The following is an 18,297-nucleotide window of genomic DNA, read 5'->3' as shown; positions in this document are numbered from 1 at the left end:
GCTTGTTAATTGAATTTCTTGAAATTGAATGAATACCCTATTAGCAAACCAAAATTAGAATAGGAAGCTTTAGTTATCACCAATGCTCCCTCTAAAATTTGATCTGCTTCCACATTATTAAAACTACCTCGTTGTAAATAGTCTTGGGTAGATCCAAAACTATAGATCAAGCCAAGTGTTAAGCTACTCCTTGATTTTTTTATTTCTGTGCCTAAGGATAGGTGAAATATATCCCATTGAGTAATCTCCGTTTCCATTTGGGATGTTTCCAATGCTTTATCATCAAAATACGAAAAATCTGTTCGAAAACTAGCGAGTAGTGTGAGGGTTTCCTTCAACTGATTTTCATATCCTATAGCCACATTCGTGACTGGCTTCATGGCTGTTTCTACATTTAAAAAATCTTCATTGTCAAAAGCCTGATCTACCTCTTCAGGTCGAACCAGCACCCCAGGTTCTGCATCGATGATTCTATATTTATCAAATCCTCCAAAATGTGTCACATTCAAACTCAAAATAGATCTATTAAAAGCCTTGTGCGCTCCAAAGGCGATTTCAAAAGGTGACTTATAGGTTGTTTTTAATTTTTCCTGGCGATCTGAGGCATAAGCATTTACCGGTCTAGCTATTCCTTGAACAGGAAGATTTGTCAACGTAAGATCTTCTGCCACCGTGCCATTACCCAACCAGTCTAAACTCGGCGTAGTCACTGCAATTCCCAATCCATAGCTTTCCTTTTGGAAATTTAAGCCCACCTTCAATGCTGTACGGAGGGCGAAGTAATTGATGAATTCATTTTGGGTACGGGAGATTAGATAGTAATCTTGGCTATTGGTTAATGTTTTGGCAGAAAAACGGTAAGAATAATCTACCGTTCGGATAGTATTGAGTAGGCTTAGGCCAAATCCAAGGTTGGGGCTCAGCTTTTTACCAAATCCTACTGCAAGTGTAGTCTCTTGAAGTTTGGTGTTTATTCCAGATTCAGACACTACTTCTTCCTTTCCAGGGCTGATATTTTCTGGTGCTATTTCGAAGTTGCCCTCGATTCTTGCTACACCATTAAAATTAAAACTCACCGGAGTCAATAATCCATAACTCAGATTCCAGCTTGATTTGGTCTGTATTGAACCACTGATCAGGAGTGGTACGGTGTTGAATCGAAGCCCTTTGAAATCAGCTCGTTGTCCGAGCGCATTTTCTATTTTGATATTTTCTAAGCCATAAAGATTGGCGTTGATCGTGAGGGAAGTGGTGTCTAAATAGCCCAGGTTTCCTGGGTTGTAAAAAACTCCGGCATTATCCACTGTGTCTGTAAGAACTGCCCCACCTAACAATGCTGCTCTTGTTCCGAATTGATTTCCCCAATGATGTGTGTCTTGCGCCTTAACCTGAATGGCATTACATACAAGTAGGAGTATAACTCCAAATCCTAGGTAAAGATTTGATATAAACTTATTCTGGCTCCAGTTCTGATATAAAAAACTCATGGTAAAAATCAGTTATTTAAATTTATTATCCGTGGAATTAAACTGAATATAACAGTTTAATGCGGTGCTGAACTTGTTTCAGTGGTCTTTTTTTCATGTGAGTAAAAATAAAGCTTAAGCTTTGCACCGATAGCCTTCACAGCGGGAACATTGTCTGGATTGCTGAATTGGTATAAATAATAGGTCTCGAAATCGACATTCTTACTCACTTTCAAAATAGCTCCCAGTGTAATTCTTGTCCTATCCAAATCTTTTCCCTGAAAGTCTAAATAACGTTCTGCAAACGTATAACCCGAAAAAGTAAGGTATTCTGTTTTAAAATCTCTTTCTAGTCTAAGCCTAGGTACATACCTGGCATTGACGCCGTCGTCAGAAAATACTACATCTAATCTGCCAATATAATAAGCTCTCATTTTGGCACTTAGGGAGAAGGTATTGGAAGTTTGAATACGAAAAGTACTTGACTTGATTTGGTCTTCATCGGTAGGAGGGGTAGTCGAATACAAGTATCCTATTCTCAGCCTAAACCTAAATCGCTCTTCCCTATTGACAAAGTATAATCTTGAGATGGGAGCTTTGAATCCGAAATAATCTAGAAATAAAGAAAAGGCACCTTCACTGTAGCTGGACTGATCATATTTGGTTCCTGATACTACTGAGTAGAGGCGGAAGTTGTCATTGAAATGATAGTATATATCTAGCTCTGGCCACACTTCTTGCTGCGGGGTAAGTTGAGTAGAATCACCTTGTGCCAAAGCAAGTTGGGATTTTGCAATGACTAGTAGGATAATTAGTGCTAGACTTATTCTTTTCATCACTGATCCACTACTTAAAGTTCTATTTAAGAAATAATTTCAATACCTCTCTTCTAATGAAGACGACTACAATCCATGAAATAAGACCAGCCAATCCACCTACGAAAGCACCTACAATAATATCCATGGGATAATGTACTCCCAGATAAATTCGCGTATAGGAAATCACAGCAGCCCACAAAAATAGTAAAGGTAAAAATCGAAGTTTTCCCTTCATTTTCAAATTAAGAAAAACTGCTAAACCGAAGGTGTTGGCAGCATGAGAGGATGCAAACCCAAATAGCCCCCCACATCTTCCATAGTTATGAATTATTCCTTCCCATCGCTCCTCGTGGCAGGGTCGGAGTCTTTCAAAAAAAGGCTTCATCCATGCTGAGGTCGTTTGGTCTGCGATCAATATAGTCATTGCTATTCCGCCTAGAACCCACCAGCTATTGGCTGGATTCACTTTATAGATGAAATAAAATAGCAGGATATAGAATGGTATCCAAGTGACGGTTTCTGTTAGTTGGAAAAAAACAACATCCAGCCAATCGGTATGAAAGGAGTTTAGCCGGAGGAATAATTCCTCATCCCAAAGCTTTATTTTTTCGATCATTAGTCAAAAGATAACCAGTCAATCCCTTTTTTCAGGTGGTTTTGGGTGAATTCTTCTGCAGACCCTGGTGCTACCTCATGCATGTATTCCCAATCAGCCTGCGGTGGCATACTCATCAAGATGCTTTCCGTACGGCCATTAGTGTCTAGCCCAAACTTGGTCCCAGCATCCCAAACCAGGTTAAATTCCACATACCGCCCCCTTCTTAGACGTTGCCAGGATTTTTCGTTTTCTCCATAAGGAATTTGAGAGTTTTTATTCATGAAAAAGCCATAAACCTTTGGGAATAAGCGTGCTAAGGAAAGGCTGAATTCTAGTATTTTTCCAAATTCTGCATCGTCCTTTGCTGTAAGCTGGTCATAGAAGATACCTCCTACACCTCGCGTTTCGTTTCTGTGTTTGATGTAAAAGTACTCATCAGCCCAATCTTTGAATTTTGAATAGTAAGTGGAGTCGTATTGATCGCAGACTTTTTTCACTTCTTGGTGAAAGTGTTTTGCGTCAGCACCATCGATATAATGTGGCGTGAGATCTATTCCTCCACCAAACCAATGAACACCATTATCCATTTCAAAATATCGGATATTCATGTGAATGATAGGCACCATAGGGCTTTTCGGGTGCAGGACGATGGATACTCCTGTAGCGAAAAAATCAGCCTTTTCAAGTTTAAGTTTGTTGAGGATTTTGTCTGGAGTAGGTCCATGTACGGCAGAGAAAGCTACACCACCTTTTTCAAGGATATTTCCTCCCTTGAAAATTCTCGTTCTTCCACCTCCGCCAGCCGGCCTTTCCCACTGATCTTCTGTAAATAATCCTGTGCCATCGGCTATCTCTAACTCTCTGCAGATGTGATCCTGCATTTTCTTATAGATTTCGGCTATTTCTTCTTTACTCTTACGTGACATTTTTTCTTGGTTAGAATGGATATCCAATTCCAAAGTTAAGGACTGTCTGGCCTTTTAGGCCAAAAATATTGTTGAATGAGATATTGTCTAGTACCCATCTCTGACCTTCTGGCATAGAAGGATCAACGGCTTTGGTAGCTAAATCCAGCCGAACGACTAAGAAGTTGAAGTCCATTCTCAATCCCAAACCGGTGCCTATCGCTATTTCTTTGTAAAATCTATCAAATCTAAAGTCAGCACCAGGGCGGGAATTATCAACTCCTATCACCCAGGCATTTCCTGCATCTACGAATACGGCCATGTCAAAATAGCCCACTAGGTTTCTTCGGTATTCGAGCATCGTTTCTACGATCATCTCGGCCGGTTGCTCAAAAGCATAATCATACCGACCGCCTTCACCTATTTGCGGCGTATAGCTTCCAGGGCCAAGTCGTCTTGCTTGCCAGGCTCTGATGCTGGTACCACCTCCTGCAAAGAAGTATTTTTCGTAAGGCAAAATACCATTACTTACCCCATAGGGATGAGCTATTCCAAAGTTTGCACGATAGGCCAGGGTGGATTTTTGATTGAGTGGGTGATACCTTCTGTAGTCAGCTTGGAGTTTAAGCCACTGAAATCTGGCAAAATCAGTGGCTTCATTATTCGTGGAGGTCGTGAGAAAATTCAACGTGGTACCACCACTTTCAGCAAAAAGTTTGAGTAAACTGGCTTTGTTTGATGAGCTATAGTTGCCATAATTATTAAAATTGATAATTGATTGCCCTGAAATACTGCTGATAAAAGAAGGCAGGAAGGACCAGATAAGGTTGTTTCCTTGATTTTCAAGATCGATTAATACCTGAGCAAAATCATCAGAAATTTGGGGGGTTCGCACATAATTAATATCTGCCGCATTAATCGTGAATTGGGTTCTATTTTCTCTAGTAGCCCAGGTATAGGCAAGTTTAGCATTCAGACCAGACCTCGTGTATTCAGGTCGATTCGTATAATTATATCCTATTTGTGTACGCGTATTGGGATTGTATCGCCCATATTTCTGAAGACTACCACTGTAAAATGGGATAAGGAATCTTGGGAAAATTACAGAAGCAGACACACCAAACTCACTACTTTGGTAAACCCCTTGATCGGTGGCAGAAGCTACCCCTTCATAGCCGATTCTAGTGTTGAATTCCAGGATTTCTCCGGCTCTAAAGAAATTTCTATTCCTCAACACCATGCTAAAGAAAGGTCCAGGCAATTGCTCGGTAATAGTCAGTCCGAGCTGATTAGTCAATTGGTATTTTTGATTTGGCTGAGTGATAATCTTTGCAGTAAGACTTGTGCCTACCGTGTCAAAAGAAATGTTGATATAACGAAAAAGGTCTAGGTTACTGAGCTGTTTTTGAGTTTCCACGATATCGATTCTTTTATACTTTTGACCCTCATCAAATAGTATTCTGGAGCTAAGAAGCTTGGCGGAAAATCGATCGATATAATAAGTGAAATTGATGTCTCTATACTCAGCTTGTTTCTTTTGATCAATGAATTCATCACTGGGTGGACTGACTTTGAATGTGATAGAATCTATGCTGTAAACTTCGTGCTTCTGGGCAAATGAAGGCTTAAGAATTCGTTGTTCTACATTGATTTTTTTTGATGCAGTATCATAGTAGAGGTTATAGTCTATAAAGCTCTTGGTAAACATGAAGTATCCGTTGTTTCTGAAGAGCTCCTCCAATCGTTCCCTTTCTTTGGTGAAGTTACTTTGATCGTAATTGTCACCTTTTTCTATAAACGACTCTTTTTGAGTAGCTTGAATTAGTTGGAGCAATCCCTCATTAACAGAATTCGTGTAGATAGAATCGAGTAGGTAAGGTTCTCGCTCGTCGATGAGGTAAGTGACGTTCGCTTTTTTCTTTTTAGTCTCAACAGCAAAAGATACCTCCGAATCCAAAAATCCCTTATTGTACAGGTAATTGCCAATTTCAGCGACAGTTTTTTCAGTCTGAGTACTATCTAGAATAGTCACTGGATTGCCGGTACGCATGAGGAAATTTCCATATTCCTGCAGTTTTTCTAAGTCCTGGATTTTAGTTTGAATCTTATCTCGCTTTTTCACAAGTTTCCTATCGTCTGGAGTTTGTTCTAGCTGTTCGCGTATTGCCAAGAGCTCAGAGGTCTTTGCTTCCAGTTTATCATTGACTTTGGCGCTATCATAAAAAGCTTGGCCAAAGCGGTAAATACTGACTCCTAGCGAGGAATTGGTAAGGGGGATTTTGGTGTTTGGCTCCTGAAAATACAAGCTCTCTATTTCCAGGCGGTCCGACTTTTCTACTCCTTCGAGTTCATTGGCATTGAGTACATATTTTCCGTCAGGCAGATTTTTACTCAATGAGCACGCATGTATAGCCCAGAGGACACAGATAAAAAGTATATATTTGGTGAATTTCAAAATGGCAGAGTCGATCCGAATGCTTAGCAAAAATACAGTTAAGTTTATTAAATCCTTACATCAAAAGAAATTCCGAAATCAGGAGCAGAAGTTCTTTGTAGAAGGTGAAAAGAGTGTTTTAGAAGTTTTGAACGCTGACTTTAGGATATCTTTAGTAGTGGCTACTGAAGCTTTTGCTGAAAAGAATACTACATTAATTTCCCGCTCCAATGCCCAACTGATTCTTGCCACTCAACACCAACTGGAATCGCTAGGTCAATATCAAAGCAATGATAGTGCCTTGGCTGTAGTGGACATGAAGGCTAATCATCCTTTTGAATTTCCCGCAGACGGCTTCGTGATCGCATTGGATGATGTCCGAGATCCTGGGAATCTAGGGACTATCATTAGAATTGCGGATTGGTACGGGATCAAAAACTTGGTTTTCTCTGCTCAAACAGCTGATTTCTATAATCCAAAAGTAATTCAGTCAAGCATGGGCTCTTTCACTCGGGTGAGTTTTTTTTATGCGGATCTTGACTCAGTTTTCAAAAATTGGAATGTACCCGTGTATGGAGCATTTTTAGATGGGAAAAACGTACACGAACTCAATCATATTTCTCCTGGAGTGATTTTGATGGGCAATGAGTCAAATGGGATTTCTCAGGCATTAGAAAAATCTGTGACAAACAAAGTCACTATTCCAGGTTTTGGCGAGGCAGAATCACTGAACGTCGCCATCGCTACTGCTATTTTATGTGATAATTTCAAACGCCTGACTTTAGGATGATTGAGAAATTAGCCAGGACGCTCAGCAAAGTCGGGATCAATGGGTTTTTAGTGGGGTTGCTTGCGGCGATTTTCTTTGCCTGGCTTTTTCCATTCGCAGGCTCGAGTGAATCTCCAGTACCATGGAAACCCATCATTAATGTAGGAATTGGATTGGTTTTCTTTTTCTATGGTGTCAAACTCAACCCCAAAGAACTTAAATCCGGCTTGTCCAACTGGCGACTTCACGTCCTCATTCAGGTTTCTACTTTTTTGCTGTTTCCGCTGCTCGTGATGCTTATCTCGTCGTACATGCCGTGGATAGATAAGGATTTTAAAATTGGAATTACCTATTTGTCGGTCCTTCCTTCTACAGTAAGTGCATCAGTGGTGATGGTCTCAATAGCAGGAGGAAATATTCCCGGTGCAATATTCAATGCCAGTATTTCTAGCCTGATAGGGATTGTGATTACTCCTGCCTGGATGGGATTTTTGGCAGGTTCTGCAGATATTCAAATGGATTATCTGCCTACCCTGGGTGAGCTTTCTCTTAAAGTTTTACTGCCTGTTATTCTTGGGGTTATGTCTCATAATTGGTTGTATCCCAGAATAGCCAAGCATATTTCTTATTTGAAATACATAGATCAAACGGTCATCATGATCATCGTTTTTACCACGTTTGCTCAGTCTTTTTCGCAAAATGTATTTTCTCCTTACGAAGGATCAGTGCTGCTGGAAGTAGGAGCGACGATGTTAGCATTATTCTTTTTGGTGTGGTTGCTTATTTCTATTACCTGCAAGGCATTGGGCTTTTCTTGGGAAGATAGGATCACTGCGCTGTTTTGTGGATCGAAAAAGTCTCTCGTGCAAGGTGTAGTCATTGGAAAGGTGATATTTCCTGACCCGGCGTTATTTGGGATCGTGCTGTTACCAGTGATGCTTTACCACATTCAGCAGTTGATCGCTGGAAGCATCATTGCATCGAGCATGGCCAAAAAGGGAGAGTGAGGTGACTATTGTTTTCTGAAGTTTTTGGAATCAAAAAAACCTTTATTGAAACCACGTTCAATAAAGGTTTTCTAATAATCTAAATATCAGGTTGTTATAAGGTGGTTTGCCAACTATTTTTGACTATTAAATCTAATTATCCGCAAAGACGCCAGTCACCCCAGCTTCTTTGCTTATCTAGTTGGAATACCGATCACCGAGGCGGCCTCAATTCTTAAGTTTAACATATTCTTTTTTGACTGCATACTGGTACAAAAGCGGATAATCATTTAATTAAATGTACTTGACAGCCAGTTCTTTCACTAAGTTGACATATTGAGTTTCGGCGTCTTCTTTGGATGTTCCTTTGATGTTTAACCAGGCATTGTATTTGGCTGCGGCTTTGAAGTCAAAACCTCCAGGACGTTCTGTTTCATTATCACCTTCTGTGGCTTGCTTATACAATCCATAAAGTTTGAGTAATTCCTCGTTGGTCGGTTTCTCAGTGAATTTTTTGGTAAGCGTTACTGCTTCTTCTAATGTTTGGGGTGACATTTGGTTTAGGTTGGTTTAGGGGTGATAACGGTAAATTGTTTTCTTGGGGTGATTTTTTCCATAAAAAATAACCAGCCGAATGAGCTGGTTATTTTCTAATCGGGTATTTGTATTACCTATCTTTTATTCATAGATACATAGTCGCGTTCATTCGCACCAGTATATACTTGTCTTGGTCTGCCGATTGGCTCTCCGTTTTCACGCATTTCTTTCCACTGTGCAATCCAGCCTGGAAGTCTTCCAAGCGCAAACATCACTGTGAACATATCAGTAGGGATTCCTAGTGCTCTGTAGATGATTCCAGAGTAGAAATCTACGTTTGGATATAATTGACGATCGATGAAGTATTGGTCGTTGAGCGCAGCATGCTCTAGTTCTTTGGCGATTTCCAGTACAGGATCGTTTACGCCTAATTTCTCTAGCACATCGTCTGCTGCTTTTTTGATGATTTTTGCTCTAGGATCGAAGTTTTTATAAACTCTATGTCCAAAGCCCATCAGTCTGAATGGATCGTTTTTGTCTTTTGCTTTATCCAAATACTTTTTAGCGTCTCCACCATCAGCTTTGATTGCTTCGAGCATTTCTATCACTGACTGATTGGCTCCTCCATGAAGTGGTCCCCAAAGGGCGTTTATCCCCGCAGAGATGGAAGCATAGATACTTGCTTGTGATGAACCAACAATTCTTACAGTAGAGGTAGAGCAGTTTTGCTCGTGATCTGCATGAAGAATCAATAGCTTGTCGAGGGCAGAAGAGACTACTGGATCTACGTCATATTTTTCTGCTGGCAGGGCAAACATCATTTTCAAGAAGTTTGAGCAGTAATCCAGAGAATTGTCTGGATAGTTGACCGGGTGGCCCATTTCATTTTTGTATGCCCAAGCAGCGAAAGTTGGCATTTTAGCGATCAAACGTACTATGCTCAGGTTCACCTCGTCCTTGTTTCTATTCGGATTCAAAGAATCTGGATAGAAAGCTGTCAATGCACAGATCAAAGAAGAAAGAACGCCCATAGGGTGCGCATTTGAAGGGAAGCCTTCCAATATCTTTTTGATATCCTCATGAACTAAGGTGTGATGCGTGATCTCTTTGGAGAAATTTTCATACTCCGCCTGAGTAGGAAGTTCACCGTAAATCAATAAATAAGATACTTCCAGGAAGGTGGACTTCTCAGCCAAGTCTTCAATTCTGTATCCTCTGTAGCGAAGAATGCCTTCTTCTCCATCTAAAAATGTAATTGCACTAGTAGTAGCGCCAGTGTTTTTGTATCCCGGGTCAAGGGTGATCAATCCCGAGGCTGCTCTTAGTTTTGCGATATCTATCGCTGATTCATTTTCTGTTCCAGTGATTACTGGAAATTCATAGTCTTGTCCTTTGAAAGAAAGCTTAGCTGATTCAGACATATAATTTTTGTTTGGATTGCGTATTTGAAAAAACCTAATAAGAAGGCCTTAAGATAATAAAATCAGGCTGTTTTTCGGCTTTAGAATGTGTCTAATGGAATAATAATCGTATAGAGCGTAAATTGTTTGACGAATTAAAGCATATCATTTTGAAATTTTATTCGATATGCAAAATAAGTCTAGCTCATTGCCTTTGAAAGTTTGACTTAACTAATAAAAAAAGCCCCGAGGGGCTAGTTTTAGGCACAGAAATGCTCGAATACTTCCACTAAGTGGTCGCCGATCATTTTAGCATTTCTTCCTTCAATATGGTGACGCTCGATAAAATGCACCAATTCTCCATCCTTGAAAAGCGCCATAGCTGGAGAAGATGGGGGATAAGGAAGGCATAGTTCTCTTACTTTTTCTACAGCTTCTCTATCATTGCCGGCAAAGACAGTGGCTAGTGTAGTAGGTTTTATTTTTGCATTTTCTACTGCAAAGGCCACTCCTGGTCTAGCTGCACCTGCTGCACAGCCACAGACGGAATTTACCACGATTAGCGTGGTTCCTTTGTGCTCGGATCCTAAATGCGATGCAACTTGTTCTGCTGTTCTGAATTCTTCAAACCCTACATTGGAAAGTTCCGCTCTCATCGGAGCGATCAATTCTTCTGGATACATAGTGATACTAGTTTATATAGTTCTTTATTATAGGAAACCCAACTCAAGCTTGGCGGCTTCTGACATCATGTCCTGTGAATAGGGTGGGTCAAAAGTCAATTCAATCTCCACATTATTGATGCCCTGAATCTGCTGGATTTTGTCCTTAATCTCTGAGGGAATGAATTCCGCCGAAGGACAATTAGGAGATGTCAAGGTCATGAGGACATAGACATTATTTACAGGATAAACAGTGATCTCGTAGATCAAACCCAAATCGTACACATCCACAGGAATCTCAGGGTCGTAAACCAACTTAATCGCTGAAATTACCTTCTCCTTGAGGTTTTCTACTTGTCCTACTGATGTTTCTGTTTTGCTTTCTGTTGACATTCTATGAGACGTTTTGCTGGCTTTGAATAGCTAAAGCGTAAAGTTTGATTTGCTTGATCATCGAGGCAAAACCATTGGATCGTTGGCTACCAATGATAGAGCCCATCCCTATTCTTTCTACGAAATCAAGCTCTGCGTTAATAATCTCTTCTGGGCTGCGATAGTTCAATACTCTCAGCAAAAGGGTAATCAAACCTTTGGTAATATCTGTATTGGAATCCGCTTGAAAGTGAATTTTGCCATCTTTTTCCTTGGCGATTAGCCAAACTTTGGATTGACAGCCCTTGATTGTGTTCTCCTCAATTCTTTCTGAATCAGGAAATTCTTCCAGGCTTCCACCTATTTCCATGATGTAATATATGGTGGATTCTTTATCATCCCCGAGGATTTCAAAATCCGAAACAATCTCATCTTGAACTTCCTGAATACTACTCATTTGTTTTTAATTCGGGCGATTCGGCTTACGCCTTCCACCAGTTTGTCTATTTCTGATTTGGTATTATAAACTGCAAAGGAGGCTCTAACGGTTCCTTCTAATCCCAATCTTTTCATTAAAGGTTGCGTGCAATGATGACCAGTGCGTACCGCAATTCCATTTGCATCCAGCATCATGCCGACATCGTACGGATGCATTGCTTGAATATTGAAAGAGAGTACGGATACTTTTTCCTGGGCGATTCCTACCGGAACAAAACCCTTGATTTGATGCAACTGTTCGTTGGCATAAGTTAGCAATTGATCTTCATGCGCTCGGATAGAATTCTTACCCTGTTCATTTATGAAGTCAAGTGCTGCTTTGAATGCGATTACGTCCCCTATATTTGGTGTTCCAGCCTCGAATTTGAAAGGAATGTCATTATAGGTGGTCTTTTCAAACGTCACCTCTTTGATCATCTCTCCGCCACCTTGGTATGGAGGCATAGATTCAAAAACTTCCCTTTTTCCATATAAGCAACCTAGACCAGTTGGGCCGTAGAGTTTATGTGCAGAAAACACGAAGAAGTCACAGTCTAACTCTTGCACATCAATAGGCAGGTGGCTAGCGCTTTGAGCTCCATCTAGGATTACCTTCGCACCAACTGCATGTGCCGCGTCAATTAGTTTCTTGACGGGATTTATAGTGCCAAGCGCATTAGAAGCATGAACTATGCTTACTAATTTGGTTTTTGAGGACAAGAGCTTTTCAAATTCTTCGAAAAGAATCTCACCAGCATCGTTGATAGGGATTATTTTTAAACTAGCACCTTTTTCTTCACAGAGCATTTGCCAAGGCACTATATTCGAATGGTGCTCAAGTGTGGAAATGATGATCTCGTCATTTTTTCCAATATTTTTTCTTCCAAAAGTAGAAGAAACTAAGTTAATTCCTTCGGTAGTACCTTTGGTGAAAATCACCTCTGCAGCTTCACGCGCGTTGATGAAATGCTGAACTGCTTCACGCGTTTCTTCGAAATAGCGCGTGGCCCGATCTGCCAAGGCATGAGCTCCTCGGTGGATATTGGAATTGTCCTTTTCGTAATAGTTGGTCAACGAATCTAGAACAGACTGAGGCTTTTGTGTGGTAGCAGCATTGTCAAAATACACCAAAGGCTTGCCGTGAACTTCTTGATGAAGTACCGGAAACAAACTTCTGATTTTTGATATGTCTAGTGCCATGCCTTAGAAGTTAGATCCTAAGCGCTCTTGAACTTTAGCGATGCAATATTCGCGGAAGCTTTCGTCAGTAATATGTTCTAATACCTCACCTGCCACTGCATAAAGTAACAAACCCTTCGCCTGAAGCTTGCCAATTCCTCTAGCCTGTAGATAGAATAGGGCCTCCTCGTCTAGCTGACCAGTAGTGCAGCCATGGGAACATTTCACGTCGTCTGCCCAGATTTCTAATTGAGGCTTGGTGTTTACTACAGCATCTTCGGAAAGAAGAATATTGTTGTTTTGCTGGAAGGCGTTAGTTTTTTGAGCGTCTTGTCTTACGAAAATCTTTCCGTTGAAAACCCCTCTAGAACTGTCTGTAAGTATTCCTTTATACAGTTCATTTGATTCACAATGAGGAACGGTGTGATCTACATTGGTGTGATTATCGACGTGGGACTTTCCATTCAACAGGTATAGTCCGTACATATTTCCTTCAGAATTGCTCCCAAGGATATTTAGACTCAGGTTATTTCTGACCATTTCTCCTGAAAGTGAAATATTCACCGAAGTGAATCTCCCGTCTTTCTGTATGTCTGTTTCGATGTTACTTACTTCGATAGCATTTTTACCTTCATTTTGAAGCTTGTAAAAGCGAATCTGAGAATTTAGGCCACCTTTCACTTCCACTACTTTGTTGACAAAATATGGAGAGTCACTCAAGTTGACACTGTGATTGATGAAAGTCACTTCTGCAAAATCACCAGCTTCGATCCAAACTCTTGGTTGGATCACTTGTCCTGCATTAGCTTTGTAGAAATTCAGAAACAAAATCGGCTTTTGAACCTGTGCTTTTTTAGGGACGGAAATGAAGATTCCTCCTTCAAAAGAATTTTGATTCAATGCACAAAATGGATCCTTTTCAGGTTTTGCTATACTCCCAACGGCTAAGTCAGTTTTTTCTGTAAGGATAGAAACTTCTACCTCATTGATCTTGGAAGAAAGAGCTGGTTGGAAATGTCCGTTGGCAAAAACCAATACGTCTCCCTCAAAACCTTCAAATACATTATCCTTCACTTGCTCAGCGGTAAGCTCAAAAGCTGCGGCTGGCGCAAAGTTTTGGATGCTTTGCTCAATCTTTTTAGTGATAGCTGTGAACTTGTACTCTTCCGATTTATTGGTAGGGAATCCTTGGGCTTGGAAAGCTTCCTTTCCAGCTGCTCGTACAGTTGTGAAGCCAGTACCAGTAGTTGCCAGTAATTCTCCAAGTAAGTCTTGTTTGATAAGCGTACTCATGAGTGATGTTTTAGGATGAAAATCAAACGGTAGCTTTGGAATCAACTTCTTCTTTGATCCAATCGTATCCTTTTTCTTCTAGCTCTAGTGCAAGCTCTTTAGTGCCTGATTTTACGATTCGTCCGTTGTACAAAACATGAACGTAGTCAGGAACAATATAATCCAACAATCGCTGGTAGTGAGTGACTACAATGGTAGCATTGTCTTTTGATTTCAGCTGATTGACACCATTAGATACAATTCTAAGTGCATCGATATCCAAGCCAGAATCCGTTTCATCTAGGATAGAAAGGGTAGGAGCGAGCATCGCCATTTGGAAGATCTCGTTTCTTTTCTTTTCTCCACCTGAGAAACCTTCATTTAAGGAGCGACTCAAAAGTTTCTGATCCATCTCAACCAATTTCATTTTCTCCTTCATCATGGTCAGGAATTTCACAGCGTCCAAAGCTTCTTCCCCACGATACTCTCTTACTTGATTCACCGCAGTTCTCAAGAAGTTTGTTGAGCTTACTCCTGGAATTTCTACAGGATATTGGAAGGCAAGAAAAACACCCTCTCTGGCTCTATCTTCAGGAGACAGTTCCAATAAATCTTTGTTCTGGAATATCACCTCACCTTCTGTGACCTCATATTCCTCTCTGCCAGCTAAAACCGAGGCAAGGGTAGATTTACCAGAGCCGTTAGGTCCCATGATCGCATGAACTTCTCCAGCTTTCACTTCTAGGTTGATGCCTCTGAGGATTGGAGTTCCTTCGATAGAAGCGTGCAAATTCTTTATTGTTAACATAATCTTAAATTTGACATTTGATATTTGAAATTCAGGAAACCTTATTCTAAGCTTTTAAACTTGTTTCCTTTAATCTCACTATCTTTTAATTATTTTATAAATCCGGAAATTGACTGACTAATTTCTAGACTCTTTTCACTAGTCACATGAAGTGTTTCTTCAGTTATGTAATTTCTGTCAAAAGCTCTATATAACTGAGACCTTGACTCGCCTGCTGAAGCTTTAGGAATACTTAAGAATTGAATAAATTCTTTTTTTCCTTATCGCTCAAAACATTCAGCTATATTATCCATAATTGATCCTGAAGAAGAATTAATTTGATTTTTCAGACTGAAATCATTCCTAAAACCTTCTTGTTGAGTTAGGTTTGAGATGATTCTGCAATATTCTCTCGCCTTTTTCCAGATTTCTAAATCTTCAAAGTGAGTGATGGTTGCCATAATTTCAAATCAGAAATTTCAAATCTCAAATTCTTTTAACCCACCGATCCCTCTAGTGTCAAAGCCAAAAGCTTCTGGGCTTCGACCGCAAATTCCATAGGAAGCTGGTTCAATACCTCTTTTGCATAGCCATTAACGATCAAGGCTACTGCGTCCTCAGTGGATATTCCTCGTTGGTTGCAATAGAAAAGCTGATCTTCTCCGATTTTCGAAGTAGTAGCTTCATGCTCCACCTTTGCAGTAGAATTATTGATATCAATGTATGGGAAGGTATGTGCTCCGCAGCGATCACCCATTAATAAAGAGTCACATTGGGAGAAGTTACGCGCGTTTGTGGCACGCTTCATCACTTGAACCTGACCTCGATAGGAATTCTGAGATTTACCTGCGGAAATACCCTTGGATACGATTCTTGATTTGGTGTTTTTACCAATGTGAATCATTTTTGTTCCGGTATCAGCCTGCTGATAATTATTAGTGACGGCTACTGAGTAAAACTCACCAATGGAATTGTCTCCTTTAAGAATACAAGAAGGATATTTCCAGGTCACCGCAGATCCTGTTTCTACTTGAGTCCAAGAGATTTTGGAGAAGTCTCCAGCACAAATTCCTCTTTTTGTCACAAAGTTATAAATCCCGCCTTTTCCTTCTTTATCGCCTGGAAACCAGTTCTGTACAGTTGAATATTTTACTTCTGCATGAGCACCAGCGTAAATCTCTACTACAGCAGCGTGAAGTTGATTCTCATCTCGCTGAGGAGCTGTACACCCTTCCAGATAGCTACAATATGATTCATCTTCTGCTACAATGAGAGTTCTTTCAAATTGTCCGGTGTTAGCAGCATTGATTCGGAAGTAGGTAGAAAGCTCCATAGGACAACGAACGCCTTTTGGAATAAAGCAAAAGGAGCCGTCAGAGAAAACTGCCGAGTTCAAAGCCGCATAATAATTGTCTGTCATGGGTACCACCGATCCAAGATATTTCTTCACCAACTCTGGATGCTCTTTGACCGCTTCGCTGAAGGAACAGAAGATTATCCCAAGCTTAGAAAGCGTGCCTTTGAAAGTGGTCGCTACTGAAACAGAATCAAGCACTGCATCAACAGCAATTCCCTGAAGTCTTTTTTGCTCGTTCAGATTTATCCCCAGACGCTTATATATATCGAGCAGCTCTGGATCTACTTCATCGAGATTCTTCGGTTTATTAGCCTGCTTTGGAGCAGAGTAATATTTTAGGGACTGCAAGTCTATTTTAGGATAGTGGACATTGGCCCACTTTGGTTCCGACATGGTTTCCCATGTTTTGAAAGCCTTTAATCTCCAGTCTAACAGCCATTTAGGCTCGTCTTTTTTGGCAGAAATCCAGCGAATAGTATCTTCAGTCAAACCTACTGGAGCCTCATCGGCCTCATAATTGACCGACCATCCGTGCTCGTATTCTTTCGACGTTAGTTCTTCTAAAATTTGGTTGTCTTTGCTCATGGTTGTGAGTTATTTAGACTAATTACATTTTAACTGCAAAGGTATAAGATATAATGAAAACATTGCATTTGGATCTATTGGATAATTCTATTGCTCATACAAAAATCCTTCAGAAATGCCCTTTTTACCTATTCTATACCGTCTTTACAAAAAAAAAGTATTGAAGGTTCAATACTTTGATTAATTAACTGACAGAATATATCCTTTGTTTAGATTTGATCTTAATTATGTTATTTTTCTTTGTCGAAAAACTGAATTGGACGGTTGATTGATTCTTCTAGCACGATTAACGTTTCTGTTCTATCGATCCCATCTACTTTCTGGATATTATCCAGTACATGCCTTAGATGGTTGGTGTCTCTGCAAATAATTTTTGCGAATATCGAATAGTTTCCAGTAGTGTAATAGGCGCTAACTACTTCAGAAATCGTTTTCAACTTCTCGATAACAGTGTCATAAAGAGAGCTCTTTTCTAGATAAATCCCCAGGAAGGCAGAAATATCATAGCCGAGTTTGGAGAAATCTATATTTAAGGTGGCACTTTTTACAATCCCCATATCCTCCAACTTTTTCATTCTTACATGAACAGTACCTGAAGAAACAAAGACTTTTTTGGCGATTTCGGTGTAAGGTGTCTTCGCGTCCTCGTTCAGAAGCGAAATAATCTTCAAGTCAATGTTATCGATATCTAAAATTTTGTCCATTTTTATCGCGTGATTTTGGATGATTGTTAATGAATCTGCCTGTAAATTACAGATAGTTCAAAATATACCAAAATATTTTTTTCAATTTGTAATTAAAACCAAAATCTGCTTACTTTGGACTTGATAAAAATGTTCAATTGAATATTTTGTTCATGGAGTAAAAAGTCGAATTTTAATTTGCGATGATTTCCATCACCAAATTTTAATTCATTCTCAACAGAAACTTTTAATCTCTAAAGTTATATTTGGGTTTATATTCTGAAAAGGGTCTTGCTTATGGCGAGACTTTTTTATTTCTCTTTTTTGAACTTATAATGCAAAAAATTGTATTTGAAAATTTAATTAGTGTATTTTTGCTTAATCATCTTCCAATTCTTTAATTCCATGATTTCACCCAAATTCCTAAATTATTTTGTTGTCGCACTTCTTTTTTTGACACCCTTAGTAAGGGAGAATGTTGTTGCTCAGGTTCCGAATGGAGTCACTGTGGCGGATGAAAATTTCGTGGTGTACAATAATCTCCGACTTAGGACCGTCGAAAATGTGTCTGCTACTTCTAAAGTTTCTACGCCTTCTGATTTGATTTTTTTTCCGCTAACTCCCCTAGAAGATAATTTAGCTAAGGAGCTTAATTCTCATTGGATTTGGTCTGAAACTACTCTGGAACAAATTAATAGCTATTCGCCTTTCATCTTCCGAACCAAGAAATCCGCAAAAAATGAAGAAGTGAAAGTGCTATTGCAGGTTAATTCCAGTGGACGACTTAATGGAGTCAAGGTATTGGGAAAGGTGGACAAAGGTCTTCAGGAGCGTTTGGACTACGTTTTAAGAAAGTTGCCGGATTGTAAACCTATTCCTGGTCACTCAACTTATGGTACGCAAACTTTTGAATTAGTTATTAAAAAACAATAAGTCATTTTTTTTAAGCGGTTGGGGATTGCTGAGCTTAGGCTTTTATTTTTAACTTTTCTGTAGTGCTTTATCGAATA

Annotated in this window: 18 protein-coding genes and 1 pseudogene; 3 read left to right on the top strand and 16 right to left on the bottom strand. The window is 39.8% G+C overall.

Features of this window, described 5'->3' with window-relative positions; translation table 11 throughout:
- Positions 1 to 5: 5 nt before the first annotated feature.
- From ABJH64_RS00635 to ABJH64_RS00615, 5 genes are read right to left on the bottom strand one after another with little or no spacing between them, the layout of a single operon-like run.
- Positions 6 to 1,487 (bottom strand): hypothetical protein, encoded by a 1,482-nt coding sequence (locus tag ABJH64_RS00635; RefSeq protein WP_348275433.1) that lies wholly within the window; start codon positions 1,485 to 1,487, stop codon positions 6 to 8.
- Positions 1,488 to 1,543: 56 nt separating this feature from the next.
- Positions 1,544 to 2,302, bottom strand: coding sequence for a DUF2490 domain-containing protein (locus ABJH64_RS00630; protein ID WP_348275432.1), 759 nt, complete (start codon positions 2,300 to 2,302; stop codon positions 1,544 to 1,546).
- Between the two features lie 22 nt (positions 2,303 to 2,324).
- On the bottom strand, positions 2,325 to 2,900 hold the full coding sequence (locus tag ABJH64_RS00625; RefSeq protein WP_348275431.1) for a phosphatase PAP2 family protein: 576 nt from the start codon (positions 2,898 to 2,900) through the stop codon (positions 2,325 to 2,327).
- Positions 2,900 to 3,808 (bottom strand): oxygen-dependent coproporphyrinogen oxidase, encoded by a 909-nt coding sequence (hemF, locus tag ABJH64_RS00620; protein ID WP_348275430.1) that lies wholly within the window; start codon positions 3,806 to 3,808, stop codon positions 2,900 to 2,902. Before hemF ends, ABJH64_RS00625 begins: the two co-directional genes overlap by 1 nt.
- A 10-nt stretch (positions 3,809 to 3,818) precedes the next feature.
- Positions 3,819 to 6,182, bottom strand: a complete 2,364-nt coding sequence (locus ABJH64_RS00615; protein ID WP_348299316.1) for a BamA/TamA family outer membrane protein — start codon at positions 6,180 to 6,182, stop codon at positions 3,819 to 3,821.
- 79 nt (positions 6,183 to 6,261) lie between these two features.
- On the opposite strand from ABJH64_RS00615, the gene ABJH64_RS00610 reads away from it, so the two are divergent.
- Complete coding sequence (locus ABJH64_RS00610; RefSeq protein ID WP_348275448.1) at positions 6,262 to 7,011, top strand: RNA methyltransferase; 750 nt, start codon at positions 6,262 to 6,264, stop codon at positions 7,009 to 7,011.
- A complete protein-coding gene (locus tag ABJH64_RS00605; RefSeq protein ID WP_348275428.1) occupies positions 7,008 to 7,997 on the top strand; it encodes a bile acid:sodium symporter family protein in 990 nt (329 codons plus the stop codon). The genes ABJH64_RS00610 and ABJH64_RS00605 overlap by 4 nt, the downstream gene beginning before the upstream one ends.
- A gap of 273 nt (positions 7,998 to 8,270) precedes the next feature.
- Here ABJH64_RS00605 and ABJH64_RS00600 read toward each other — a convergent pair whose 3' ends face one another.
- From ABJH64_RS00600 to ABJH64_RS00550, 11 genes and pseudogenes are all read right to left on the bottom strand, one after another.
- The gene (locus ABJH64_RS00600; protein WP_348275427.1) at positions 8,271 to 8,531 is read right to left on the bottom strand and encodes an acyl-CoA-binding protein; all 261 of its coding nucleotides are present in this window, start codon (positions 8,529 to 8,531) and stop codon (positions 8,271 to 8,273) included.
- Between the two features lie 116 nt (positions 8,532 to 8,647).
- On the bottom strand, positions 8,648 to 9,934 hold the full coding sequence (locus ABJH64_RS00595) for a citrate synthase (RefSeq protein WP_348275426.1): 1,287 nt from the start codon (positions 9,932 to 9,934) through the stop codon (positions 8,648 to 8,650).
- A gap of 239 nt (positions 9,935 to 10,173) precedes the next feature.
- Positions 10,174 to 10,596, bottom strand: a complete 423-nt coding sequence (locus ABJH64_RS00590; protein ID WP_348299314.1) for a BrxA/BrxB family bacilliredoxin — start codon at positions 10,594 to 10,596, stop codon at positions 10,174 to 10,176.
- Positions 10,597 to 10,623: 27 nt separating this feature from the next.
- The gene (locus tag ABJH64_RS00585) at positions 10,624 to 10,968 is read right to left on the bottom strand and encodes an iron-sulfur cluster assembly protein (RefSeq protein ID WP_348275863.1); all 345 of its coding nucleotides are present in this window, start codon (positions 10,966 to 10,968) and stop codon (positions 10,624 to 10,626) included.
- Between the two features lies 1 nt (position 10,969).
- Positions 10,970 to 11,404 carry a SufE family protein gene (locus ABJH64_RS00580; protein WP_348275864.1) on the bottom strand — a complete coding sequence of 145 codons (435 nt, stop codon included), beginning with the start codon at positions 11,402 to 11,404 and terminating at the stop codon, positions 10,970 to 10,972.
- Entirely contained in the window at positions 11,401 to 12,624 is a 1,224-nt protein-coding gene (locus tag ABJH64_RS00575; RefSeq protein WP_348275865.1) for a cysteine desulfurase, read from the bottom strand. The genes ABJH64_RS00580 and ABJH64_RS00575 overlap by 4 nt, the downstream gene beginning before the upstream one ends.
- Before the next feature lie 3 nt (positions 12,625 to 12,627).
- Complete coding sequence (sufD, locus tag ABJH64_RS00570; RefSeq protein ID WP_348275866.1) at positions 12,628 to 13,896, bottom strand: Fe-S cluster assembly protein SufD; 1,269 nt, start codon at positions 13,894 to 13,896, stop codon at positions 12,628 to 12,630.
- A 22-nt stretch (positions 13,897 to 13,918) separates the two neighbouring features.
- On the bottom strand, positions 13,919 to 14,683 hold the full coding sequence (gene sufC, locus ABJH64_RS00565) for a Fe-S cluster assembly ATPase SufC (protein ID WP_348275867.1): 765 nt from the start codon (positions 14,681 to 14,683) through the stop codon (positions 13,919 to 13,921).
- An 89-nt stretch (positions 14,684 to 14,772) separates the two neighbouring features.
- Positions 14,773 to 15,123: pseudogene (locus tag ABJH64_RS00560) on the bottom strand (four helix bundle protein).
- 35 nt (positions 15,124 to 15,158) lie between these two features.
- A complete protein-coding gene (sufB, locus tag ABJH64_RS00555; protein WP_348275868.1) occupies positions 15,159 to 16,604 on the bottom strand; it encodes a Fe-S cluster assembly protein SufB in 1,446 nt (481 codons plus the stop codon).
- Positions 16,605 to 16,834: 230 nt separating this feature from the next.
- Positions 16,835 to 17,308 (bottom strand): Lrp/AsnC ligand binding domain-containing protein, encoded by a 474-nt coding sequence (locus ABJH64_RS00550; RefSeq protein WP_348275869.1) that lies wholly within the window; start codon positions 17,306 to 17,308, stop codon positions 16,835 to 16,837.
- 384 nt (positions 17,309 to 17,692) lie between these two features.
- Here ABJH64_RS00550 and ABJH64_RS00545 point away from each other — a divergent pair, with 384 nt between their 5' ends.
- Positions 17,693 to 18,220: a hypothetical protein gene (locus ABJH64_RS00545; protein WP_348275870.1), complete on the top strand. Its 528-nt coding sequence runs from the start codon at positions 17,693 to 17,695 to the stop codon at positions 18,218 to 18,220.
- The last annotated feature ends 77 nt before the right edge of the window (positions 18,221 to 18,297 follow it).

The organism is Algoriphagus sp. (assembly GCF_039969895.1).
Lineage (GTDB): Bacteria > Bacteroidota > Bacteroidia > Cytophagales > Cyclobacteriaceae > Algoriphagus.
This window is presented reverse-complemented; position numbering and strand designations above follow the sequence as displayed.